Genomic DNA, 24,014 nt, shown 5'->3' with positions numbered 1-24,014 from the left:
TTTTTGTTCTTATGGTATGCTTTAAGTTTTTTAGTTCGAAATCAAGGAATTTTAATCCAAACTCCCGACTCAAGACTTTCGACTTAAGACTATTTTTTTAAGCTCGCTGCTTTGTCAGTAGCTTTTTCAGGGCTAATCACCTGTCCTTCCTGCAAACGATCTAAGCCACTTAATACGATCTGGTCGCCAGATTTTACGCCGTCTTTGATCAGGTAGTTATTTCCACTTTTACCGATAACAGTAATAGGCATTTTGCTCACCTTGTTGCCTTTGTTCAAAGCGAACACGAAAACTTTATCCTGCATTTCTACAGTAGCCGACTGAGGGATTAAAATGGCATCATCGTGTTTCAAACCAAGGCGAAGTTTGCCTGTATTGCCCGAACGTAAAGTTCCGCTGGCATTTGGAAAACTTGCTCTTAATGTAATTGCACCAGTATTTTTATCAAATTGACCATCAATCATATCAATCTTTCCTTTGATTGGATAGATAGAATTATCAGCAAGAACCAACTCAACTGCTGGCAGATGTTTAATTCTGTCCGCAGGAGATTTACCCGGATAATTCGTATTGAAACTGTTGAAATCATTTTCTGCAAGGGCGAAGTAAACATGTACTTCATGGATATCAGATAATTGAGTTAAAGCAGTTTGATCAGTTGGCGATACCAAACTTCCTTGCTTTTTAGGTATGCGGCCGATGTAGCCACTAACCGTTGCCTTAACATTGGTATAGCCCAGGTTAATTTTGGCTGAAGCGACACTTGCTCTAGCTTGCTCGGCATTTGCCTGGGCAATTTTATAGGCTGTTTTAGCCGTTTTCAACTGAAATTCAGAAACAACCTTATTCTGAACAAGTGGCGTTAGCTTATCAACTTCCAATTGGGCGTTGAGAATCGCAGCTTCAGCAGCATGCAAGCTTGCTTTTGCATTGTTCAGTGCTTCACGGTAAGGGTTTTCATTGATTTTGAAAAGCGTTTGCCCAGCTGAAACAAAGGCTCCTTCGTTAACCAACACATTTTGTAAATAACCGCTAACTTGTGGTCTGACATCAATATCAACAGCTCCCTGAATAGATGCTGGGTATTCAATGAAAGTAGTTTCTGTGCTTTCATTAACCATACTAACAGGCAAAACAGGCGGTGGTGGTGCAGCTGCAGCTTGGTCAGGCGATGACTTGCAACTTACTAAAGCTACAGAGAGTGTAAATAAAATTAACACTGACTTAACATTATTAAACTGTTTAACAGTGTTAAGTAAAATAAATAGGCGATGGATAGCATTCATATGAAATATAATTTATTATGGATTTAAAGTGTATAAATAATCTAACAGTGTTAAATGATAGATTAAAAAATTTTTAACTGTTAATGGATAGCGTAATGCCTTTAATGGCGTCTTTTAAAATTTGTTGATTAAGTTCGTCTGTGGTTCTACCATTTGGGCGCACAAGGTTAATAGAGATCAGCCCGTGAATGATTGACCAATAGGTGTAGTACTTCATGCAAATATCATCTTCAGATACCGGCTTTTTTGTAAATAAAGATTCAATCACATCGCCTAGCATGGCAGAAACTTGTTCAGCTTCTTGCATAGAATTTTTTACCGTACAACAAACCATATCAACACCGTACATTAACTGATAAAATTCCTTGTGAGAAAAAGCGAAGTTCCAATAGGCTACCCACATGGCTTCCATTTTATCTTCAGGCTTTTCGTGAACATCACGGGCTTCGCGGATTGCTTTACCCAAGATCTGATAACCTCTTCTAGTTAATTCAAGTAAGATACCTTCCTTGTTGGGAAAATATTCATAAATGATCGGCGCTGTATATTCAATCTGGTCGGCAATTTTACGCATACTCAAAGCCTGCCACCCTTCCGTTTGAACGATATTCAAGGCTGCATCCAGAATACTGGTTCTGGTTTCTTCTTTTAAACGTAGAATTCTTTCTTTGCTTCCCATGACTGGAATTTATTAAGTGTAAATAATCTAACACCGTTAAGCAAATGTAGAACCATTTCAGAAATTGACAATCATTGAATTGTCAAATGAAATTTGGATATGGTAACTATTACCTGCAGATAGTTTAAACAAGGATTTTAACAGTAATTAATTTTATAGACAGATTTTGGCCGCTCACAAAAATCGTGACAAGCAGACGTTTTTCTTTTTTGGAAAGCAACTTGTAGTCATTTCGAATGAAGCGCAACTCAATTGAGAAATCTTTGAATCATGCCAAACTCGCTTTAGAGTTCCTTTTTTCTATCGGTTGGTGTCTCACCAACCGAAACGATCATTACCACGTGGTTGGGAAGTTACCGATCACTAAGACAAAGATTTCTCCACTGCGGTCGAAATGACGATTTATGAAAAAAAATCAATATTTTAGTTTTTATGATTTACCGCCAGGCAGAAATATCTGATATCCCTCAAATCCAAATCGTTCGACATTCCGTTAAGGAGAACACCTTGTCTAACCCTTTACTAGTTACCGATGCAGATTGTGAGGAATTTTTAACTCAACGTGGCCGAGGATGGGTGTGCGAAATTGATGGAAATATAATAGGCTTCTCTATCGTTGATCTGAAGGAGAACAATATTTGGGCTTTATTTTTAATGCCAGAATTTGAAGAAAAGGGAATCGGCAAAGCGCTACATCGATTGATGATGGATTGGTACTTCAATCAAACAAAAAAAATGGTTTGGCTAGGAACTGTACCGAACACCAGAGCCGAAAAATTTTACGAAAAGCAAGGATGGAAAAATGTAGGGATGGTAAATAAAGGCGAAGTAAAGTTTGAAATGAGTTATGAAGATTGGATAAGATAAAAACCCAAAAAGCTGTCATTTCAAATGAAGCGCAGCACAATGGAGAAATCTTTGAATCTTCCACCAACTCATTGAAAAGATTTCTCCATTGTGGTCGAAATGACTATTTATCAAAATCTGCTTATACAACTTATCCTTCCATCAAGCTAAGCCTTACCACATCATCCCCGTTCTGCTTCAATCCGGCCTAACAAATTTTTCGGGTTAGCATATCCAAGCCAAACCACCAACTTTAAAAGAAAAATTTTCAGCCGGGAGTTTTGTTTCTTTTGCGGTCAAAAGAAAAAAGCCAGTCTGGCCAGGACACAGAAAAACGAGTTCCAGAATTTATCACTCCGTTTAGTCTTTCCACCCAACTAAGCCTTACCACATCATCCCCGTTCTGCTTCAATCCGGCCTAACAAATTTTTCGGGTTAGCTTATCCAAGCCAAACCACTAACGTTGAAAGAAAAATTTTCAGCCGGGAGTTTTGTTTCTTTTGCGGTCAAAAGAAAAAAGCCAGTTCGGTCAGGACAAAAAACAAAAGATCGTAGCGAGACGCTACGACCACAATTGGTCAAAAACGTTAACCTTTAAACTTCTTCATAAACTCACTTACATTCTCTTCGATATCCCCATTCTCGATAGCTTTTACGAAAGCAGTACCAATTATTGCTCCATTTGCATAAGAACAAGCCTTATCAAAAGTTTGTTTATCGCTAATACCAAATCCAATCATGGTTGGGTTTTTTAAATTCATATTCTTAATTCTGCTAAAGTAGTTTTCCGTGGTATCGCCTACTTCAAGGTTTTTACCAGTTGTTGCTGAAGAAGAAAGCAGATAAATAAATCCGTTAGTCAATCCGTCAATTTTATGAATACGCTCGTCAGCGGTTTGTGGAGTAATCAAAAACACATTACTCAGATTGTGTTCTTCGAAACAGCCCTTGTAAAATTCTTCGTATTCTACCATGGGCAAATCGGGTACAATGCAGCCATCTACGCCGACTTCAGCACAAGCCTTACAAAAATTCTCTACACCGAATTGCAAAACAGGATTTACATATCCCATCAGTAAAACAGGAATAGTCAGGTTCTTACGCAAATCCTTAAGTTGCTCAAACAGTAGCTTCAAGTTCATCCCTTGATCTAGCGACTTTTTACTACTGGCCTGAATTACCGGACCATCAGCAACAGGATCTGAATACGGGAATCCAATCTCTAGCATATCAGCACCAGATTTTTCTAAAGCTTCAGCAATTTTAATCGTATCGCCAATATTTGGGAAACCAGCGGTATAATAAATTGACAATATATTTTTTTTCTCTTCGAAGAGTTGTTTGATTCTGTTCATTGTTTTCTACTTTTCGTCATTGCGAGGTACGAAGCAATCCTAAAACGATAGCAAGGTTAATAAAACCAAAGCAATAAGATTGCTTCGTACCTCGCAATGACGACTTATCTTTATAATTTAAAATATTTAATGTAAGTATCTAAATCCTTATCGCCCCGGCCTGATAAGCAAACCACAACATTTTCGCCACCTTTAAATTCCATTTTCTCTAAATAGGCCAATGCGTGTGCGCTTTCAATTGCGGGTATTATTCCCTCTAATTGTGTTAACAACAAGCCGGCATCCAAACTTTCCTCATCGGTAATGGAAACGTATTTCCCGCGACCAGTTTTAAATAAATGAGCGTGTTGAGGGCCTATACCTGGATAATCCAAACCAGCAGAAACTGAATGTGGCTCTACCACCTGTCCATCATCTGTCTGCATTAAAATACTTCTGCTTCCATGTAAAACTCCTTCTTTCCCAAGATAAGTTGTTGCTGCAGAAAAACCACTTGAAACACCTTTACCAGCCGCTTCAACAGCAATAAGCTTCACATTTTCATCATCCATAAAATGATAAAACATCCCCATTGCATTACTTCCACCACCAACACAAGCCAAAACATAATCTGGTTGATCGTTGCCGGTTTGCTCAATTAGCTGTTTTTTAGTTTCCTCAGAGATAATGGACTGGAAAATGGCAACCATATCTGGGTAAGGATGTGGGCCAACCACCGAGCCGATGATGTAATGGGTATCAACCGGATTATTGATCCAGTCTCGCATGGCTTCATTAGTAGCATCTTTAAGTGTCTTACTTCCAGAACTTGCCGGTACTACCTTAGCGCCCAACATTTTCATCCGGGCAACGTTTGGCGCCTGGCGCTCAATGTCTACTTCGCCCATATAAATTACACATTCCAAATTGCGCAGGGCACATACAGTAGCCGTTGCCACACCATGCTGACCAGCACCTGTTTCGGCGATGATTCGCTTCTTTCCAAGCTTTTCTGCCAAAAGAATTTGACCAATAGTGTTGTTGATTTTGTGTGCACCAGTGTGATTCAGGTCCTCTCTTTTTAAGAAAATATTCGCTCCATATCTTTCTGATAAACGATTTGCCAAATACAATGGCGAAGGGCGACCTACATAATCCTTCATAAGTTGATGAAATTCTTTTTGAAAATCGGCATCATCAATAATTTTCAAGTAGTTTTGGCGTAATTCTTCCACGTTCGGATAGAGCATTTCCGGAATGTATGCTCCACCAAAATCTCCGTAATATCCTTTTTCGTTTACTTTGTATTTCATAATATCTTTAATCAATATTGTGTCGCTTAAAACCGACGGCAATGAATCATTTTTCATTTACTCTGTATTCGTTAATAATGGCGAATTATGCCATTTGTCATTCTGAGGAACGAAGAATCTGTTAATATTAGCAATAGCTTTTCACCGCTTGCAGATACTTAGTGCCTCCGTATTACATTTTCCCCTATTCTATTGCTATCATAAACGCTTTAACCTTGTCTACATCCTTAACGCCTGGCTCAATCTCGAATCTACTATTGATGTCCAAAGCATATAATCGCTCATCTTCAATTTTCTTTATTGATGCTGCATGGTCTAAATAAATTCCGCCACTTAAAAAGTAAGGCTTGTTTAATTTATAATCCTCCAAAATCTTCCAGTCGAAAGTTTTACCTGATCCGCCATGTGCTTTTGTTTTTGTATCGAACAAAAAGTAATCGACGTTACTCTGGTATTCAGTTAAAACACTGAAATCAAAATCTTCGTCTACTCCGAATGCTTTAATTACCTCTAAATTTTCAAAGTGTGTTTTCAGAGCCTCACAGTATTCAGCCGATTCTTTGCCATGTAACTGAACAGCTTTTAACTGATAAAGATTTACTTTTTTCTTAACAACCTCCAAATCTTCGTTTACGAAAACGCCAACAGTTTTAATTTGAGGAGGCACATACTTTATCAATTCGGCAGATACATCAGAAATAAATCTCTGCGACTGCTCATAAAATATGAAGCCCAAATAATCTGGTTGTAGTGCAGCGACAGAAGCAATGTTCGCTGCAAACTTCATCCCGCAAACCTTTAGCTTTAAACTTCTCATTAGGCTACTAGTTTTTTAAAACTTTCTAACGCCTTTTTGCTTACTAATGATTCTTCGGCTTCGTAAAAACAATCTGCAAAGCTGGCGGTTGGTTTGATTGTTTTGATGGCTAACGCTGAATTGCAGAGCACCACATTGTTTTGTACATCAGTAGCTTCACCGTTAAGTACATCCATAAATATTTTTGCAGATGATTCTACCGTGTCTCCACCCTTGATATCATTTACTGCAACCTTTTCAAAACCCATATCGTTTAAGGTCAAAATACTTTCACCTTTGTTATTGAAAGTTTTCACATCGCAAGTGAGCGAGATCTCGTCGTACCCCTCAAGCGCATGCACAATGGTGTAATTTTTGGTAGTATCTTGATATAAATAATTATACAAACGGGCAAGTTCTAAACTAAATACCCCAACCATTTGATATTTGGGTTGTGATGGATTAACCATTGGCCCCAGCATATTAAAGAAGGTTTTGATGCCCAAATCTTTCCGTATCGGTGCCACAATTTTCATTGCCGGGTTAAATAAAGGAGCGTGTAAAAAACATATTCCAGCGGCATCAAGGTTCCGTTTCAAAATATCCTGATCGTTGGTAAAATTATAACCCAAATATTCCATTACGTTTGATGAACCACAACCTGAAGAAACGCCATAATTACCATGCTTTGCTACTTTATGTCCTGCACCAGCCACCACGAAAGAGGAAAGCGTGGAAATATTAAAAGTGTCTTTTCCATCTCCACCGGTACCGCAAAGATCAATTAATTCATAATCAGAAAAATCTGTTTTAATACCTAAATCCAGCATGGCATCGCGGAAACCCTGAAGTTCATCAACCGTGATATTACGCATGGCGTAAGCAGTAATAAAAGCCGCAATTTGCGAAGAATTAAATTCGCCCTGTGTAATGGAAATGAGTATATTTTTTGCCTCTTCCCTACTGAAACTTTTATTTTCGAATAAATGATTTAAGATTTTTTTCATTTTTATTGTTTCCCTGATTAGTCATTCTAAACTGGGTTCAAAATTTTTTTTTTACCAGATGCTGAAATAAACTCAGCATGACGACAGCCCATAAAAAAAGGATTGCTTTTTGGGCAATCCTTTTCATCGTTTATAAAATATTTTAAAATATATAACAACAGAATTTGCCTAACGAATTTCGTTATGCCACCACCAATTGTTATTTAAGTTTTTAATTATCATGTTTATATAGAACAAATATTGATATACTTTTTTATATTTCCAAAACCTTTTTAACAATCTATGGCATTTTTTAAGCGAAAAGTACAGTTTAATGATGATTTGGGTTTTGGCTCAAGCCCCGTAATCAAAAATCAACGCGTTCTAAACACCGATGGTACGCCAAATATTGAACGTACTGGTTTGCCCTGGTTTAAATTTGATGATACGTATACTCGATTAGTTACCATGAGTTGGCCACGTTTTTTTCTGGTGATACTCATTGCCTATCTTATTGTAAATACTTTATTCGCTGTTGCTTACAACGTTATTGGAATCGAAAATTTGAATGGAGCAAATGGCAAAACCCTCCGCGATCAATTCTTCGATGCCTTTTTCTTTTCCGCACAAACCATTTCTACGGTTGGTTATGGCCACATTTCACCTCAGGGTTTTATTACCAGTGTTCTCGCTGCTTTCGAAAGTATGTTGGGCTTGTTGGCTTTCGCACTGGCTACCGGATTGCTCTACGGGCGTTTTAGTAGGCCTACTTCGAAAGTAACTTTTAGTAAAAAAATGGTTGTAGCACCTTACCAAGACGGCTTTGGATTAATGTGTAGGCTAGCAAATTTGAGGAAAAATTCTTTAATAGATGTTGAGGTGGAAATGTTTATGACTTTTAACGAAACCGTTAACGGCAAACTCAAACGTAGCTTTTATCCATTAGAATTGGAGCGTAGTAAGATTGGTTTTCTTTCTTTAAACTGGACTTTAGTACACCCCATAAATGAGGATAGCCCGATTTTTGAAAAAAAATTAGATGAACTAAAGTTAGCCGAAGTGGAGATTTTCGTGATTTTAAGAGCATTCGACGATACTTTTGCACAGACAATCCATACCCGTACCAGCTATCAGGATGAGGATATTGAATGGAATGCAAAATTTAAGATTATGCATTACCACAATGAGGCCGGCAAAACGGTTATGGATTACAGCTTATTTGATCACACAGAAAAGGTAATGGCTGATTGATTATTACCACACCGGCGGGGCATAAAAATTTTGCAAGTTTTCGCAATCATAACCAAATTTGGTGAGTAGAGATACCGCATCTCCAATTTTATCAACGCTTGAATCTATTCTAAGTATTTTATCAGCGTCTGAAAGATCAACACTCCACGTTGCTCCGGAGAGTAGGTTGTTTAAATGTTGGGCGATTTTATTGAGTTCAACTCCTGTTTGAATATTCGTTTTAAAAATCGAGATCATAGGGCAATTTCTTAATTACAATGTTAGGTTATCAGCATTTAAGACGGGTAGAAAAGAGAATTACTTTAAAAAAAATGAAAATAATTTCAATTTATTGATTTTCTGATACTTAAAATTATTGTTGAAGAAAATGTAGCATCTCAACGACAGCTGTCGTTTTGATTGTAAACTTAAACCTAAAATCATGAAATTTAAATTTTTCTCATCTACTACATTACCTATTACAGTTGTTATTCTATCGTTATTTCTATTTCTCTACGGCTGCAAAAAGGATCAATTAACAATAAATGAAGAGAAGCAGTTTTCGGAAGTGGGTTTCAAACCTAATCCTTCAAATCCTTATGATGGAGGTTGGAATCTAACATTAAAACCTGATGGTGTAGTTGATATTACGCCAGGTGGGGATGTTATTTACCGGGGAACTTATAAGATTAGCAGCAAAAACTTAAAGGTTAGCACTGATCAGATGAAGTTCAATTTTGAAATTTTATCTGATACTGAAATAAAAGAAAAACAATATGGTACCATTCTCAGACTGAATCCATAACTTTCCCTAGTAAGCTACCTTTGAACGTTAATAGATCTACAAACGGAACGGTGCTAAACCCAATTGAAGTGAACACGAAACCCGATTTTTCATCGGGTAAGTAAAACGAGCGGAAATGACGTTAAAATTGAACCCAGGTTTTGCTTTCCAAATCGAAAAAAGCTTTCTCCCGCAGATTTAAAATAATTATCGCAAAATAAATGACTTAAAATCTGCGTAAATCCACTTGATCTGCGGAAAAATATTAGCTCTTATGAACAATAACCGAACACATTTTTTAAAATCATATTTTAGAAACTCACTCCCGAAATATGGTGTGTAAAACTAAAGCGTTTCTCTACAGTAAAAATATTTTTAATAAGGATTAATTCTCGATTTAAAATTACATTTTTGCAAAAATTATTTAAAAGTAAATGCAGAGTTACTCAGAATTTCTCGATCTAAGCGTTGGCTTTCCACAAGAAGGCTTTGATGTGATAGATGATGAATTATATTTTCAGGATTTGAACCTGATGGAAATGATTGAAACTTACGGTACTCCCCTACGTTTCACCTACTTACCAATGGTAACTAAGAAGATTCAGCAAGCGAAAATTCTTTTCCAAACTGCCATTTTAAAAAACAATTACCGCGGTGATTACAAGTATTGCTACTGTACTAAAAGTTCGCATTTCCGACACATTGTAGAGGAGGCATTGAAGAATAATATTCACCTTGAAACTTCATCTGCATTTGATATGCCAATGGTTGATGCTTTGGAGAAAAAAGGTCATTTAACTAAGGATACTACCATTATTTGCAATGGTTTTAAAACCTACCAGTACAAGCAATATATTATTGATATGTTGCATGACGGTTATACCAATATCATCCCCGTTTTAGATAATAAGGAGGAATTTAACCTTTTTGATGATGAGGTTGACATTGATACGCCATGTAATCTTGGTATCCGGATTGCAGCTGAAGAGCAGCCTGATTCGCAGTTTTATACTTCTCGTTTAGGGGTGCGGATGGAAGATATTATCGACTTTTACAACAACAAAATCGTTCATAATCCTAATTTCCGTGTGAAGTTGTTGCACTTCTTCATTAATTCTGGTATCACGGATTCTCCGTATTATTGGAACGAATTAGAAAAGTATGTAACGCTTTACTGCAAGTTTAAAAAGATTAATCCTGATTTAGATACCCTGGATATTGGTGGCGGTATGCCATTTAAAGATTCATTGGTTTTCGATTTCGATTACGAGTACATGGTAAACGAAATTGTAAAAAGGATTAAAGAAATTTGTGCCATTCATGATGTAATGGAACCAGATATTATTACTGAATTTGGTAAATACACGGTTGCAGAAGCATCAGGAATTTTATACAAAGTTTTAGGCAGAAAACAACAAAATGATCGTGAGCGCTGGTTGATGTTGGATGGTTCTTTCATTACCAATTTACCGGATGTTTGGGCATTGAATCAAAAATACATTTTGCTTCCAATTAATAACTGGGATGCTGAATATGAGCGTGTTAACTTGGGAGGCATCACTTGCGACGGACAGGATTATTATAATCAGGAGGCGCACATGAACAGTGTATTTATGCCGAAAACACGTAAAGTTCAATACCTTGGTTTCTTTCACACCGGAGCTTATCAAGAGGTATTAAGCGGTTACGGCGGTATACATCATTGTTTGTTGCCCAGTCCGAAACATGTGCTTATTCGCAGAAACCGCGATGAAAGCTTCAACTTCGAAGTTTTTGGTGAAGAACAGAATAGCAAGCAGGTTTTGAAGATACTGGGTTATTAAATTAACCGCAAAGAACAAAAGTTTCTGTAAATGGCACCGAGTTTATACTCGGTGCTTTTTTTGTGTCCTAATATTTTGTATATTTATTTATGAAAAGTGAGGAAAGTAAATTATTGGAAAGAATTACATTCATCCCTGGACTAATGGGCGGAAAGCCAACAATTAGAGGTAATCGATTTACAGTTATCGATATTATCGAACTTTTATCGTCAGGAATGACACACGAACAAATTTTAGAGGAGCATCCCATCCTCGAAGTTGATGACATAAAGGCGGCGTTGCTTTTTAGTGCGAAACAACTTAGGGATGAATACATCTGCGAATGATTGGGAATTCTGGCTAGATGAAAATATATCTCCCATAATTTCAAAATGGCTAATGGATGAAATCAAAATCAAATGTATTTCATTTCACTTTCTTAAGCTTGCCAATACATCAGATCTCGAAATCTACCATCTAGCTCAAAATAGAAGTAAGGTAATAATTATTTCAAAGGATATTGATTTTCGTGAACTAGTTGCATGGAAAGGCACTCCACCCAAGTTGATTTTCTTAGCTTTTGGGAATTGTTCCAATAAGGTTCTTTACCAAAAATTAAGAGCTAAAATTTTTGATGCTATCCCTCAACTTATCTATGGAGATTTAGATATATTTGAAATAAATAAAGATTAATATGCAATTCGGTAAAGTAGACGACCCTTCGATTATAGATTTCACCCTCCCCGCAGATGCCCCTGAAACAGCAGGAATCTTGGCAGCAAATAAACCTCAACAAAATTTTCAGGCTTATGTGGGTTGCGCTAAATGGAATAAAGCAGATTTAAAAGGATTTTATCCGAAGGGAACAAAAGATGAGTTAACCTATTATGCTACACAGTTTAACTCGATTGAGCTTAACGCTACATTCTATGGAATGCCAAGCAGTGAACAAGTGATTACCTGGAAGGAAAAAACACCTGCTGACTTTAAATTCTTCCCTAAATTAACCAACACGGTGAGTCATTTTAAAAGGCTAATTAACGTTAAAGAACCTGTTGAGCAATTTGCTGATGCGATCAGTAACTTTGAAGACAAACTTGGCATGGCTTTTCTTCAACTACATGATAATTTCAAGCCGAAAGATTTTGAGCGACTGAAAATTGTGGTGAAAGAGTTTCCGAAAGTGATTCCGTTAGGCGTTGAAGTAAGAAATGCAGAGTGGTTTTCTAACCCGACTATTGCCAGCGAGTTTGCTACACTTTTCGAAGATAATAAAGTAGCCAATATCATTGTTGATACTGCTGGTAGAAGAGACATGCTGCACATGAGGTTGACGACACCAACCGCTTTTGTACGTTTTGTTGGTGCAAATGACGATGTAATCGACAAAAAACGTTTAGACAATTGGATAGACAGAATTGTGGAATGGAAAAAGCAGGGCCTTGAAAATCTTTATTTTTTCGTACACCAAAATGTTGAGCTTTCATCCCCATTATTTTCAGCTTATTTTACAGAAAAGTTGAATGAAGCTGTAGGAACAGTATTAAAAATTCCGGTAATGGCTAATTCAAATCCTCCATCACTGTTTTAAATGAAAAAACCTCGCTGATTTTAAAAACCTGCGAGGTTAAACTCGTTTGTAAACGGCCTCAATTGCTTTCGCCTCTTCTTCTCCTGGCATAATATTATACGCTGAAAAAACAATTTCATCTTTACTAACAATTTCGAGTTCTGTACGCCAGCCAAAAAGTTGGTCACCATATTCCGGGTTTCCCCATGAACCTAAAATAGAAAAACCTTTTTCAGTTGCTTCGCCCGTTGCTTGCATAATCTGCGTACCCATGTGAAAACTATCTATCCAACTGAAGGTAAATTTCTGGTATGGGATATCGAAACCAATAATCATCTTACCCTCCAAAGGCTTTCCGTTTAAACTACTTTGATAGTCGTATGAAATGAAACGCCCATCCAAAATCGAAGTTATTTCAGCTTCGGCAGGAGACTCATCTGCTAATACATCTCTTTCAAACCAAGTTTTGGCTGTTCCTTTCCAACTGCCAACAATGTTTTTTAGTTTCTGGTGAGCACCATCTTCTAGAGATTGCTCAAATTTACCTTTTGCCATACTCAAACTTAAAAAAATATTATCGGATTGTTAGATTGATTAATTGAAGATTGTTCCCATTGAAAATTCGGTATTGCTTTTTGGTTATTCATAAAATTAGTATCTTGTTTCATGCTAAAAAAGCTCGATTTAAGTCAGGTTGTAGTATTAGATATTGAAACAGTACCTCAATATCCATCCTTCAGTGATGTTCCGCCTCATTTACAACAGCTTTGGGAGCAGAAAACGCATTTTCAAAGGACAGCCGATCAAGGTGCAGACGAATTTTACGAGCGAGCCGGCATCTTAGCCGAATTTGGAAAGATCATCTGTATCAGTTTAGGGATTTTCAGCTATCAAAACAAATCGTATTCCTTACGTCTGAAATCATTTTATGGCCACGACGAAAAAGAAATTTTAACAGAATTTTCTAACCTGATTAACAGGCAAGTGCCTACATTGGCATTTTGCGCCCATAACGGAAAAGAATTTGATTATCCTTACATCTGCAGACGGTTGCTGATCAACGGCTTAAAAATTCCAACTCAATTAGATATTTCTGGTAAGAAACCTTGGGAAATCAACCACCTGGATACCATGGAGATGTGGAAGTTTGGCGATCATAAACACTTTACTTCGTTGAATTTATTAGCGGCAATTTTGAATATTCCAACGCCAAAAGACGACATCGATGGAAGCCAGGTTAGGCAGGTTTATTACGAAGAGCAAAATCTGGATAGAATTGTAACCTATTGTCAAAAAGATGTTGTGACTACTGCTCAAGTGTTACTAAAGTTTAAAGGAATGGATATTATTTCAGCAGAAAACATTACCATCGTATCCTGATGCTAAACGTTGAGAATTTAAATATCGACTTCTACAATCAAGAAGAAAAAACCTGGTTTAAAGCAGTTAAAACAATCAGTTTTAATGTTAAAAAAGGAACTGTTTTGGGGATTGTTGGAGAATCTGGATCGGGCAAATCCGTAACTTCTTTTTCCATCATGCGCTTGCACGACGAACGCTCAGCTAAAATTACTGGCGATATTGATTTTGAAGACATCAGTTTGCTCAACTTAAGTTCAAATGAAATCCGTCAGATTAGGGGAAATCAGATTTCGATGATCTTCCAGGAACCAATGACTTCGTTGAATCCTGTTTTTACCTGTGGCGAGCAAGTGGCAGAAGCCATAATACTTCACCAAAAAGTTGATAAACAAACAGCGAAAGAAAAAACCATTGACCTTTTTAATGAGGTTCAATTGCCGCGACCAGAAAAAATATTTGATAGTTACCCGCATCAAATTTCTGGTGGACAAAAACAACGGGTAATGATTGCAATGGCTTTAAGCTGCAACCCGAAACTGTTAATTGCCGATGAACCTACAACTGCCCTCGATGTTACGGTTCAAAAAACCATTCTTCAACTACTTTTAAAACTGAAAGAAGAGCGGCACATGGCCATGATTTTTATCTCGCATGATTTAGGCGTGGTAAATGAAATTGCAGATGAGGTTGCAGTAATGTACAAAGGCGAAATTGTAGAGCAAGGGCCTGCAAAGTCAATATTTGAAAATCCCCAACACCCTTATACCAAAGGCTTGCTGGCTTGTCGCCCCTCTCCTAGTTTACAATTGAAGAAACTGCCGGTTGTAGCCGATTTTTTAACTGGAGAAATTGCTGATGCAAATGCACACCTAAATGCATCTAACCAGATAACAGAAGAAGAAATCGCCTCACGTAGAGCATTGCTTTACGCTAAAAAACCTTTGCTTCAGGTTAAAGAACTTTGCACCTGGTATCCGATCCACAATGGTCTATTTGGAAAAACTACCGATTACGTGAAAGCAGTAGACCAGATTAATTTTGAGGTTTTTCCCGGGGAAACCTTAGGCTTGGTCGGCGAATCTGGTTGTGGTAAAACAACTCTTGGCAGAACAATTTTACGATTGATTCAACCTACATCAGGAACTATCATGTTTAACGGTCAAGATATCACAAACATCAGCAGATCTGAATTGAGGAAATTAAGAAAAGATATTCAGATTATTTTCCAAGATCCTTATGCCTCCTTAAACCCAAAACTTAGCATTGGCCAATCAATTTTAGAGCCCCTGCAAGTACATCGTTTATACAAAAATGATGCAGAAAGAAAGCAAAAAGTGCTGGAACTATTGAACAAAGTAGGTTTAAAAGAGGAGCATTTTAACCGTTATCCCCATGAATTTAGCGGCGGGCAGCGGCAGCGGGTGGTCATTGCCAGAGCTTTGGCTTTAGAACCAAAATTCATCATTTGTGATGAATCCGTTTCAGCATTGGACGTGTCTGTACAAGCACAGGTATTAAATTTAATTAGAGATCTTCAACGCGAATTCGGTCTGACATACATTTTCATTTCACATGATTTAGCGGTCGTGAAACATATATCAGATCGTATTTTAGTAATGAATAAAGGTAAAATTGAAGAAGAAGGTTTTCCGGAACAAATCTTCTATGCACCAAAGGCAGCTTACACCAAAAAACTAATTGAGGCGATACCGGGTAGTTAATCTAAATAACTAAATATGTTGAATGATGCATTTTTCCATATTTAACTACTCATTTACCTATATATGTCATCAATCCTTTTTACGTCATTCGTCATCCATTTTACACCACACATTAACCATCGTTTATATCTTTTCTGTATCTTCGGTAAATTCAGTTTTAGCGTATGGCAAAGAAGAAATCGGCAAATATAAAATTGGTTCTAAATCAATTGGTTAGTGATGTATTTGAAAAAAACAACAATCAGGTTCTTAACTATAAACAGGTTTCAGCTAAATTAAATCTGAATGATCAGGAATCAAGAGAAACCATCCTGGAAATATTAAAAGAAGGTAAAGGTGCCGGTATTTTCCTTGAACCAGAAAAAGGAAAATTCAAGCTTAAAGATCTTCAGAATTTTATAATCGGAACTGTTGATATGACTGCTGATGGTTCTGCCTATATCGTTCCGGAAGACGAATTTGAGAAAGACGTATTCGTAGCTCCTAGAAAATTGAAAAATGCGTTGCATGGCGATACCGTCAAAGCCTATGTTTTTGCCAAGAAAAGTGGACGAAAAAATGAAGGCGAGGTAGTAGAAATCCTCAAACGAGCCAAGTCAGATTTTACGGGTGTAATTAAAATATCCGATCGATTTGCATTTGTTATCGCTGATGATAAAAAGATGATGCATGACATTTTCGTACCATTGGCTGATACGTTGGATGCAAAAAACGGTCAACGGGTTTTAGTAACCCTATCAGATTGGCCCGAAAGCGCTAAGAATCCTATTGGTATTGTAAAACATGTATTAGGAAACCAGGGTGAAAACAATACCGAAATGAACGCCATTTTGGCTCAGTATGGTTTTCCTTTAGAATTTCCACCGCAGGTAGAAAAAGAGGCTAATGCAATCCCCGAAGAAATTCCTGCGGATGAAATTGCAAAGCGTAAAGATTTTAGAAATATACTTACTTTCACCATCGATCCTGCAGATGCTAAAGATTTCGATGACGCCATTTCCTATCAGAAACTTCCGAATGGAAACCATGAAATTGGGGTGCATATTGCTGATGTTTCTCATTATGTTATTCAAGGAACCGATTTAGATAAAGAGGCTTACAGTCGTGCAACGTCGGTATATCTGGTTGATCGTGTCATCCCGATGTTGCCAGAACGTTTAAGTAATGGTGTTTGCTCGCTTCGTCCAAATGAAGACAAATTGTGTTTTGCTGCAGTGTTTGAACTCGATGAGCAGGCCAATATTCAAGCTGAATGGTACGGGCGGACTATCATTCATTCTGATAGACGTTTTAGCTATGAAGAAGCGCAGGAAGTAATAGAAAATAAAGCTGGTGATTACGCCACAGAAATTCTAAAACTTAATGAGCTCGCCTATATTTTACGTGATCGTAAATTTAAAAATGGTGCCATCAGTTTCGAAAGTACCGAAGTAAAGTTTAAGCTTGATGAATCCGGCAAACCAATCGGAGTTTATGTAAAAGAGAGAAAGGATGCGCACAAATTAATTGAAGATTATATGCTTCTGGCCAACCGCAAGGTGGCAGAATTTGTAGCGAAAAAGCAAAAGGGCGAAAAGAAACTAACTTTCGTTTATCGGGTTCACGATTCGCCAAATATGGAAAACCTCACTTCTTTCGCCACATTTGCTTCCCGTTTCGGTTATAAAATCAATACTAAATCGGATAAGGAAATAGCCAAATCACTGAACCATTTAATGGCTGATGTAGAAGGCAAAAAAGAACAGAATATATTAACATCATTGGCCATCCGGTCAATGGCTAAGGCTATTTATTCTACTAAAAAGACGAATCATTACGGCTTGGCCTTCGAATACTACACCCACTTTACTTCGCCAATTCGTCGTTATCCCGATGTAATGGCACACAGGCTGCTCCAAACCTATTTAGATGGTGGTAAATCTGCTGATGCAGAATTTTACGAAGTAGCATGTGCTCATTCTTCTGCAATGGAAAAACGTGCCGCTGATGCAGAAAGAGCATCAATTAAATACAAACAAGCAGAATACCTCGAAAATAACATTGGTACTGAATACAAAGGGATTATTTCTGGAGTTACCGAATGGGGCATGTATGTTGAGATCGAAGAAAATAAATGTGAGGGTATGATTCGTTTGCGTGATATTTCTGACGATTTTTATGTACTCGACGAAAAAAATTATTGCATTGTTGGCCAAAGAAAAAAGAAAAAATATCAACTTGGTGATGAAGTGATGATTAGGGTAAAGAAAGTCGACCTTTCTAAACGCCAAATTGATTTCACCCTTATTCCTGATTAAAAATTTAAGACATTCGTGCCCAAAGACACCGTGTTTACGTAAAAGATGCATACAACAGAACAACTACAACAAATCTTAGATACAGCAATAAAAAATTTAAAGTTTCCTGATCAGCCTAAACAGCTTTATGATCCGATTACTTATATCATTAACCTGGGCGGAAAACGTGTTAGGCCACTTCTGGTTTTAATGGCAACCGAACTATTTGGTAAGGATGCTCACGACTCCATCCATGCAGCCATGGCAATTGAAGTTTTTCACAACTTTACTTTGGTGCATGATGACATAATGGATAATGCACCTCTGCGCCGGGGTAAAGCAACCGTACACGAGAAATGGAGCACCAATACCGCTATTTTAAGTGGAGATGTGATGATGGTTGAGGCAAATAAAAACCTAGCCAAGGTTAATCCAATCTTCCTGAAAGATGTTCTAGATACCTTCAACTCAACGGCTCAAGGTGTTTGCGAAGGACAGCAACTCGATATGGAATTTGAAAGCCGTGATGATGTAAGTATTGAAGAATACATTAATATGATCAGGTTAAAAACGGCAGTTCTGTTGGGTGGCGCTTTAAAGTTAGGTGCTATCATCGCAGGGGCTTCAGAAAAAGATGCTGATTTGATTTACCAGTTTGGAGAAAACATCGGAATTGCTTTTCAATTACAGGATGATATTCTGGATGTTTATGCTGATCCTGAAAAATTTGGAAAGCAGGTTGGCGGCGATATCATCGCAAACAAGAAGACATTCTTACTACTAAAAGCATTTGAACTGGCAGAAGGCGATATAAAGGAGTCTTTAGATACCTGGACGGCTTATAAAGATTTCGATATCAAGGAAAAAGTCGCAACAGTAACTTCAGTTTACAATACTTTGGATATTCAAAATATTGCTAAAGAAACGATGAATAACTACCTGGACAAGGCATTAAACTTTTTTGAGCAAATTAATGCGAGCACAGAGCAAAAAAACAACCTGCTCACATTAACTAATCAGTTAATGGCTAGAGAATATTAGCATTCATTGAAATGCTAATGATATTGATTGCTGAAATCACTTTATTTCAGCAATTAATTTAGATTGCTTTTTCAAAGAGATCGTTATTCCCCTACAGGAGCAATCTTGTGCTAATAAATCGTATTCTGATATCTATAAAAAAGACACCATAAAAAAAGTCCTGATTTTCATCAGGACTCTCCAAATATCGATTAATACTAATTATTCTGCAACAGCAGCTTCTTCAGTAGCTTCGTCTTTTTTAACTTTTTTAGCAGGTGCTTTTTTAGCAGCAGCTTCAGCAGGAACTTCTACAGCAGCAGCTTCTTTTTTAACAGCTGGTTTTTTAGTTAATGCTTCTTCGATTTCAGCATCAGAGATAGGAAGAACAGATACATAAGATTTGTTATCTTGTTTCTTTCTAAAAACTACAGTACCATCAATCAAAGCGAATAATGTATGGTCTTTTCCTAAACCAACATTTTTATCTGGATGGTGTTTTGTACCACGTTGACGTACTAAAATGTTTCCAGCGATAGCTAACTGACCACCGAAAATTTTAATACCTAAACGCTTACTATGCGATTCACGTCCGTTTTTCGAACTACCGGCTCCTTTTTTGTGTGCCATGATTTTATATTTTTTAACTCGCTAAAAGCGAATTATTGGTTAACTAATGAATTTATAACGTGATATCAGAAATCTGAATCTTTGTGAAAAACTGGCGGTGACCATTTTTCTTTTTGTAACCTTTTCTACGTTTTTTGTGGAAAACGATTACTTTATCACCTTTTAAATGAGATACGATAGTAGCTGAAACTTTAGCACCTTTAACCGCAGGAGCTCCTACAGTGATTGCACCACCATTATCAACCAACAATACATTATCAAATTCAATACTAGCGCCTTCATCTCCTTGCAATCTGTGTACAAAAAGGTGCTGGTCTTTAGCAACTTTAAATTGCTGCCCTGCTATATTTACTATTGCGTACATTGTTTAAATATTAGTTTTTTAATTTTTATTTAACGAGGTGCAAATATAGAACAAATTCAATTAACACACAAACACATATCGAAAATATTTTTAACTATAATCCTTCGGAACCAAGATTTATAGGATTACCAGATTTTAAGATCGAATTGTGTTATGTTTTTCACTCGATTTTGGAAAGCAAAATCTGAATATATTATGTTACTCCTGCCCTGCTGTTTATTACAAGTCCTCGCTGCGCTTCGGGCTTTTCATTACCATCAGGTTTATTTTACGCAGGCCGGTATTTCAAACTGTCGTTCCGTCCCCTCAAACTTTACAACAATTTTATTAAATGCGCTGCTATAGAAAACATGCCTTCGTTTATAAACCCGTATTCTATGGTTTTTGCAAATAAATTTTAAAATATTTAGGCAGCATTATAAAGATCTTTCTTATAGGGTCTGTCTTTCAATACTGCTGCAAAAGCTCTGCTGACCAGTTTGTTTCTCAATACGTTTAGAACAGCTGAATGATGCTTTCCTTCTTGTATCTTTCTGTCATAATACCTTTTGAACTCATTATCCTTTTTGATTGTGTTGAGCGCACACATGGTAAGTAGTGTTTTTATTCTTTTATTTGCCAGGTGGCTAACCTTTGGTTTCCCCTTTAGTGTTGTTCCAGAGGTATTTCCGAAAGGGGCAATACCACAATAACAGGCAAACTTCCTGGGATCCTCGAACAGACTGAATCCTTGCGTAAGGACCACGATAAACATCGCTGTCTGAGGCCCTATACAGTATACGGAGTTGACCAGACGATATTGCTTTTCAAGTAGTTTGTCCGCTTTTACACATCTTATAAGTTCCGCTTCAATCATGTCAATTTTCTTGTCATATTCTTTGATCAGTGACTTCCTGATCTCCAATGTAAAATCCGCTGAATCTCCATCGAAAGCTTCCAGCTCTCCACTTGCGTTTTTTAATGCCGTCTGTTGCTTCACAAGCTGCTTTCTACAGCTCAATAAATGCTTTAGCTTGCTTATGGTTTTGCTCGGAAGTTTAAAAAGAACAGCTTTGCGCCTATGTAAAAAACCATAGTTGGCTATTTCGGCAGCATCTGCCTTATCAGATTTGCCACGTTTTAGACCAAGGGAGCGCTTAAGCCTCAGGGCGTTCTCAACCCAGAGATTTCCGCCCTGTCCGTCAAAATAGGTGCAGATAGGAAGTGTGTAGAGTCCGGTATCCTCTGCGCAAAAAAGCATCTCAGCAATCGAAAGGCCGGTAAGCTCCTGCATCCAGGCCACCATTTCCTTACAGCCTTCCTCATTGTTGCTAAAGGTGCCATGAAACTGCTCATCAGGATTTTCAGTAAGAAAAAACACTACATCTGTTTTCATTTTTGAAACATCGATGCCCGCAAATAATCTGTAATTCATAACTTTGGGTTGTTAAGTGGAAAAAACAAACCTTAATGTTGAATAAAACTAAATCCCTTAACGGTCCAGCGAAGACTAAAATTCTATATGGTTCTTGTTCAACAAACGGCAGTGCTCTGATACGGGTTTTAGGTCTTTAACCTAGATCGAGCCAAAGTGCAGCACTGCCGTTAAGGTTTTATTCAAATCTCAAATATTTCTAAGAATATTCAAACCTAAGGGATTGAAGTGAAAGCCTCCGCTATTCAGCGGCGCTTATAACGTAAAGCGGGACTGCGTTCTGCCAAGCGAAGCTAAACATTCATTTTCAAAAAGCATCTATCAGGAAAAAGTCGTTAAAAAAAAAGAAAAAATCTTAACGAAATCATCCTAAAAAGAAAAGGCTTAATTGTAAACCGAAAATTTAGGTTCACAATTAAGCCTTACAATATCTTTTGTAATGAAACTATTTTCCGGATCTTATCTCGGCCTGGTTTAAAGTTTCCTGAATAACTTTACGCATTTGAACGGCAGCATCCAACAACTTTGGGTTTCCATCGAAATCGCCATATATCACTACATGTTTCGATTTTTCTTTGTAATTGAAGGTGATATCGTAACGTGGAACTGCTTTCGATTTAGCACTTTTTTGGCCAATCGTATCAGGAAAATTCCAAAGACCAATCTCATTCGCCTTTCTGTGCATGTACAAAATATCGTCGCTTTTTAAGAAAACTTTCTTGGTAATCACCGAGTCTCTATTGTTTACATATTGATAAACACCCGTTTTTGAATCATATTTATTTTCTAAGGTATCTTTTAATCCGTAGCTAAATTGCATGGAAACAAAATCAGCCTTGCGAAATGGTGCATTCTGAATAATGGGCTTGTAATAGATATAGCAGTAAATAATCATCGGTACGATGATGGTAATGGCTAAGAATATTTTTTTTCCTCTACTTGACACTTGAGTTAATTATTGAATTTTGAATGACTGAATTATTGGACTATCAAATTTTGAGTGAATCCAAAACGATGCAAAGTTTAAAAAATTTTGTGAACATCGAAACATCCCAAAATCATTTATTAAATACATACTAAACTTAAAACTTCAGCTGGCTGACTAGAACTTGCAATTACGAATCTTTCAACTCCCCTTCCCACTTACTTACTACTGCAGTTGCGATACTGTTACCAACAACATTAGTTGCCGAGCGGCCCATATCCAATAGCGGATCGATACCAATTAAAAGAGCCAAACCTGCCTCTGGAATATTGAAACTGGCAATGGTACCTGCAATTACTACCAATGAAGCTCTAGGTACACCCGCAATACCTTTACTGGTTAACATTAAAATCAATAACATTGAAATTTGCTGTTCGAAACCCAAATGAATGCCATAAGCTTGCGCTATAAAAAGCGATGCAAAAGTCATATACATCATGGAGCCATCTAAATTGAACGAATAGCCCAACGGCAATACGAAACTCACAATTTTATCTTTGCAGCCGAAACGTTCTAACAACATCATGGTTTTGGGATAAGCAGCCTCGCTACTGGCTGTACTGAAAGCCAAAATTGCCGGCTCTTTCATATCGCTTACTAGCTTGAAAACTCGTTTTTTAAGGATTAAAAAGCCGATGAAAATCAGCATTGCCCATAAAATACCTAACCCCAGGTAAAACTCTCCAATAAAAATAGCGTAAGTATTAAGCACATTTAGTCCTTGCTTGGCTACTATGGCTGTCATCGCACCAAAAACTGCTAATGGAGCGAAGTTCATCACATAACCTGTCATTTTCAAAATCACATGAGCAATGGCGTCGAACGCTTTAATTACTACCTGGCCTAAGTCGCCAATGGCAGCTGTGGCTACACCAAAAAACAAAGAAAATACAACGATTTGAAGAATCTCATTGGTGGCCATAGATTCGGCAATACTTTTAGGAAAAACGTGGGCGATAAAATCTTTTACGCTCATCGCAGCCTTCTGGATCCCGGTATTTACCATTTGATCTGGCAAGGTTAACTGCATGTGTTTTCCAGGTTCGAACAGGTTGACTAGAATTAATCCAAGTACTAAAGACATTAGCGACATCGCCATGAACCACCCTAAAGTTTTACCGCCAATCCGGCCTACGGCTTTAATATCGCCAACTTTAGCCACACCAACCACCAAAGTTGTAAAAACCAAGGGCGCCACAATCATTTTTATCAAGCGAAGAAAAATATCACTCAAAAGCGTAAAATACTCAAGCTTCTTTTCCCGGATATCTTCATTCTCCTTTTTAATTTGAGCATTCGCTTTTCTTTCGGCTTTAAGCTGGGTAAAAGTTGCAGATGTTGTATCGGTAGCTTTTTTAATGGCTACCTCTATGCTTTTTACCTGCGCATCGGCGTTTAGGATTTTCTGATTGTAAACATCAATCGAATTAACGTTCAGAATATAGCCTAATGCAACTCCGGCAATCAGCGCTATAAAAATGAACAGCGTGAGTTTGTTTTTCTTCATGAATATAAAAAGTTTGTGGCTCTGTTAATTTGGTAAAACTACGATATTTACTGTGGCTAACAAATTTTGATCGCCAGGGTGTTTAAAAATTATTTAATTTTCTAATTTC

Annotated in this window: 24 protein-coding genes; 11 read left to right on the top strand and 13 right to left on the bottom strand. The window is 37.4% G+C overall.

Translation table 11 applies throughout. The features are described 5' to 3' along the window. Window positions 1-89: 89 nt before the first annotated feature. Both ACZZZK_RS21445 and ACZZZK_RS21440 read right to left on the bottom strand, forming a co-directional pair. A complete protein-coding gene (locus ACZZZK_RS21445) occupies window positions 90-1,286 on the bottom strand; it encodes an efflux RND transporter periplasmic adaptor subunit (RefSeq protein ID WP_463485906.1) in 1,197 nt (398 codons plus the stop codon). Between the two features lie 73 nt (window positions 1,287-1,359). Beyond that, complete coding sequence (locus tag ACZZZK_RS21440; RefSeq protein ID WP_463485905.1) at window positions 1,360-1,965, bottom strand: TetR/AcrR family transcriptional regulator; 606 nt, start codon at window positions 1,963-1,965, stop codon at window positions 1,360-1,362. A gap of 432 nt (window positions 1,966-2,397) precedes the next feature. Between ACZZZK_RS21440 and ACZZZK_RS21435 the strand changes: the two genes are divergently transcribed. Continuing rightward, window positions 2,398-2,832 (top strand): N-acetyltransferase family protein, encoded by a 435-nt coding sequence (locus tag ACZZZK_RS21435; RefSeq protein ID WP_463485904.1) that lies wholly within the window; start codon window positions 2,398-2,400, stop codon window positions 2,830-2,832. A 566-nt stretch (window positions 2,833-3,398) separates the two neighbouring features. On the opposite strand, the gene trpA is transcribed toward ACZZZK_RS21435, so the two are convergent. The 4 genes from trpA to trpD all read right to left on the bottom strand — a co-directional run bounded on the left by trpA (window position 3,399) and on the right by trpD (window position 7,261). Beyond that, window positions 3,399-4,166 carry a tryptophan synthase subunit alpha gene (gene trpA, locus ACZZZK_RS21430; RefSeq protein WP_463485903.1) on the bottom strand — a complete coding sequence of 256 codons (768 nt, stop codon included), beginning with the start codon at window positions 4,164-4,166 and terminating at the stop codon, window positions 3,399-3,401. Window positions 4,167-4,276: 110 nt separating this feature from the next. Next, window positions 4,277-5,458 (bottom strand): tryptophan synthase subunit beta, encoded by a 1,182-nt coding sequence (gene trpB, locus ACZZZK_RS21425; protein WP_463486310.1) that lies wholly within the window; start codon window positions 5,456-5,458, stop codon window positions 4,277-4,279. Between the two features lie 184 nt (window positions 5,459-5,642). Further along, a complete protein-coding gene (locus ACZZZK_RS21420; RefSeq protein WP_463485902.1) occupies window positions 5,643-6,275 on the bottom strand; it encodes a phosphoribosylanthranilate isomerase in 633 nt (210 codons plus the stop codon). Further along, on the bottom strand, window positions 6,275-7,261 hold the full coding sequence (trpD, locus tag ACZZZK_RS21415; protein ID WP_463485901.1) for an anthranilate phosphoribosyltransferase: 987 nt from the start codon (window positions 7,259-7,261) through the stop codon (window positions 6,275-6,277). The genes ACZZZK_RS21420 and trpD overlap by 1 nt, the downstream gene beginning before the upstream one ends. Window positions 7,262-7,543: 282 nt before the next feature. On the opposite strand from trpD, the gene ACZZZK_RS21410 reads away from it, so the two are divergent. Next, complete coding sequence (locus ACZZZK_RS21410) at window positions 7,544-8,491, top strand: ion channel (protein ID WP_463485900.1); 948 nt, start codon at window positions 7,544-7,546, stop codon at window positions 8,489-8,491. A gap of 3 nt (window positions 8,492-8,494) precedes the next feature. Here the strand turns inward: ACZZZK_RS21410 and ACZZZK_RS21405 are convergent, their stop codons facing one another. Next, window positions 8,495-8,728, bottom strand: coding sequence for a hypothetical protein (locus ACZZZK_RS21405; protein ID WP_463485899.1), 234 nt, complete (start codon window positions 8,726-8,728; stop codon window positions 8,495-8,497). Between the two features lie 184 nt (window positions 8,729-8,912). On the opposite strand from ACZZZK_RS21405, the gene ACZZZK_RS21400 reads away from it, so the two are divergent. The 5 genes from ACZZZK_RS21400 (at window position 8,913) to ACZZZK_RS21380 (ending at window position 12,647) form a co-directional block, all read left to right on the top strand. Then, complete coding sequence (locus tag ACZZZK_RS21400) at window positions 8,913-9,275, top strand: hypothetical protein (protein ID WP_463485898.1); 363 nt, start codon at window positions 8,913-8,915, stop codon at window positions 9,273-9,275. Between the two features lie 413 nt (window positions 9,276-9,688). Beyond that, window positions 9,689-11,077 carry an arginine decarboxylase gene (locus ACZZZK_RS21395; protein ID WP_056850254.1) on the top strand — a complete coding sequence of 463 codons (1,389 nt, stop codon included), beginning with the start codon at window positions 9,689-9,691 and terminating at the stop codon, window positions 11,075-11,077. 89 nt (window positions 11,078-11,166) lie between these two features. After that, window positions 11,167-11,403 carry a DUF433 domain-containing protein gene (locus tag ACZZZK_RS21390; protein WP_265800341.1) on the top strand — a complete coding sequence of 79 codons (237 nt, stop codon included), beginning with the start codon at window positions 11,167-11,169 and terminating at the stop codon, window positions 11,401-11,403. Next, a complete protein-coding gene (locus tag ACZZZK_RS21385; protein WP_463485897.1) occupies window positions 11,384-11,749 on the top strand; it encodes a DUF5615 family PIN-like protein in 366 nt (121 codons plus the stop codon). The genes ACZZZK_RS21390 and ACZZZK_RS21385 overlap by 20 nt, the downstream gene beginning before the upstream one ends. Window position 11,750: 1 nt before the next feature. After that, entirely contained in the window at window positions 11,751-12,647 is an 897-nt protein-coding gene (locus tag ACZZZK_RS21380; protein WP_463485896.1) for a DUF72 domain-containing protein, read from the top strand. A gap of 36 nt (window positions 12,648-12,683) precedes the next feature. On the opposite strand, the gene ACZZZK_RS21375 is transcribed toward ACZZZK_RS21380, so the two are convergent. Then, window positions 12,684-13,181, bottom strand: a complete 498-nt coding sequence (locus ACZZZK_RS21375) for a DUF1579 domain-containing protein (RefSeq protein ID WP_463485895.1) — start codon at window positions 13,179-13,181, stop codon at window positions 12,684-12,686. A 111-nt stretch (window positions 13,182-13,292) separates the two neighbouring features. On the opposite strand from ACZZZK_RS21375, the gene ACZZZK_RS21370 reads away from it, so the two are divergent. The 4 genes from ACZZZK_RS21370 to ACZZZK_RS21355 all read left to right on the top strand — a co-directional run bounded on the left by ACZZZK_RS21370 (window position 13,293) and on the right by ACZZZK_RS21355 (window position 19,026). Beyond that, window positions 13,293-14,006, top strand: a complete 714-nt coding sequence (locus tag ACZZZK_RS21370; RefSeq protein WP_463485894.1) for a 3'-5' exonuclease — start codon at window positions 13,293-13,295, stop codon at window positions 14,004-14,006. Next, entirely contained in the window at window positions 14,006-15,709 is a 1,704-nt protein-coding gene (locus tag ACZZZK_RS21365; RefSeq protein WP_463485893.1) for an ABC transporter ATP-binding protein, read from the top strand. The genes ACZZZK_RS21370 and ACZZZK_RS21365 overlap by 1 nt, the downstream gene beginning before the upstream one ends. A 164-nt stretch (window positions 15,710-15,873) precedes the next feature. After that, window positions 15,874-18,006, top strand: coding sequence for a ribonuclease R (rnr, locus tag ACZZZK_RS21360; protein WP_463485892.1), 2,133 nt, complete (start codon window positions 15,874-15,876; stop codon window positions 18,004-18,006). A gap of 45 nt (window positions 18,007-18,051) precedes the next feature. After that, complete coding sequence (locus ACZZZK_RS21355) at window positions 18,052-19,026, top strand: polyprenyl synthetase family protein (protein WP_463485891.1); 975 nt, start codon at window positions 18,052-18,054, stop codon at window positions 19,024-19,026. 201 nt (window positions 19,027-19,227) lie between these two features. Here the strand turns inward: ACZZZK_RS21355 and rpmA are convergent, their stop codons facing one another. From rpmA to ACZZZK_RS21330, 5 genes are all read right to left on the bottom strand, one after another. Continuing rightward, a complete protein-coding gene (rpmA, locus tag ACZZZK_RS21350; RefSeq protein WP_265800329.1) occupies window positions 19,228-19,635 on the bottom strand; it encodes a 50S ribosomal protein L27 in 408 nt (135 codons plus the stop codon). Window positions 19,636-19,687: 52 nt separating this feature from the next. Next, window positions 19,688-19,999 (bottom strand): 50S ribosomal protein L21, encoded by a 312-nt coding sequence (gene rplU, locus ACZZZK_RS21345; protein WP_010601215.1) that lies wholly within the window; start codon window positions 19,997-19,999, stop codon window positions 19,688-19,690. A gap of 406 nt (window positions 20,000-20,405) precedes the next feature. After that, entirely contained in the window at window positions 20,406-21,413 is a 1,008-nt protein-coding gene (locus tag ACZZZK_RS21340) for an IS110 family RNA-guided transposase (RefSeq protein ID WP_463483753.1), read from the bottom strand. A gap of 445 nt (window positions 21,414-21,858) precedes the next feature. Beyond that, complete coding sequence (locus ACZZZK_RS21335) at window positions 21,859-22,359, bottom strand: hypothetical protein (RefSeq protein ID WP_463485890.1); 501 nt, start codon at window positions 22,357-22,359, stop codon at window positions 21,859-21,861. 169 nt (window positions 22,360-22,528) lie between these two features. Then, on the bottom strand, window positions 22,529-23,905 hold the full coding sequence (locus ACZZZK_RS21330) for a dicarboxylate/amino acid:cation symporter (RefSeq protein ID WP_463485889.1): 1,377 nt from the start codon (window positions 23,903-23,905) through the stop codon (window positions 22,529-22,531). Window positions 23,906-24,014 lie beyond the last annotated feature (109 nt).

It is taken from the genome of Pedobacter sp. AC163, assembly GCF_979258665.1.
Note: the sequence above shows the minus strand (reverse complement) of the source record. Positions and strands in the feature narration are given on the sequence as shown.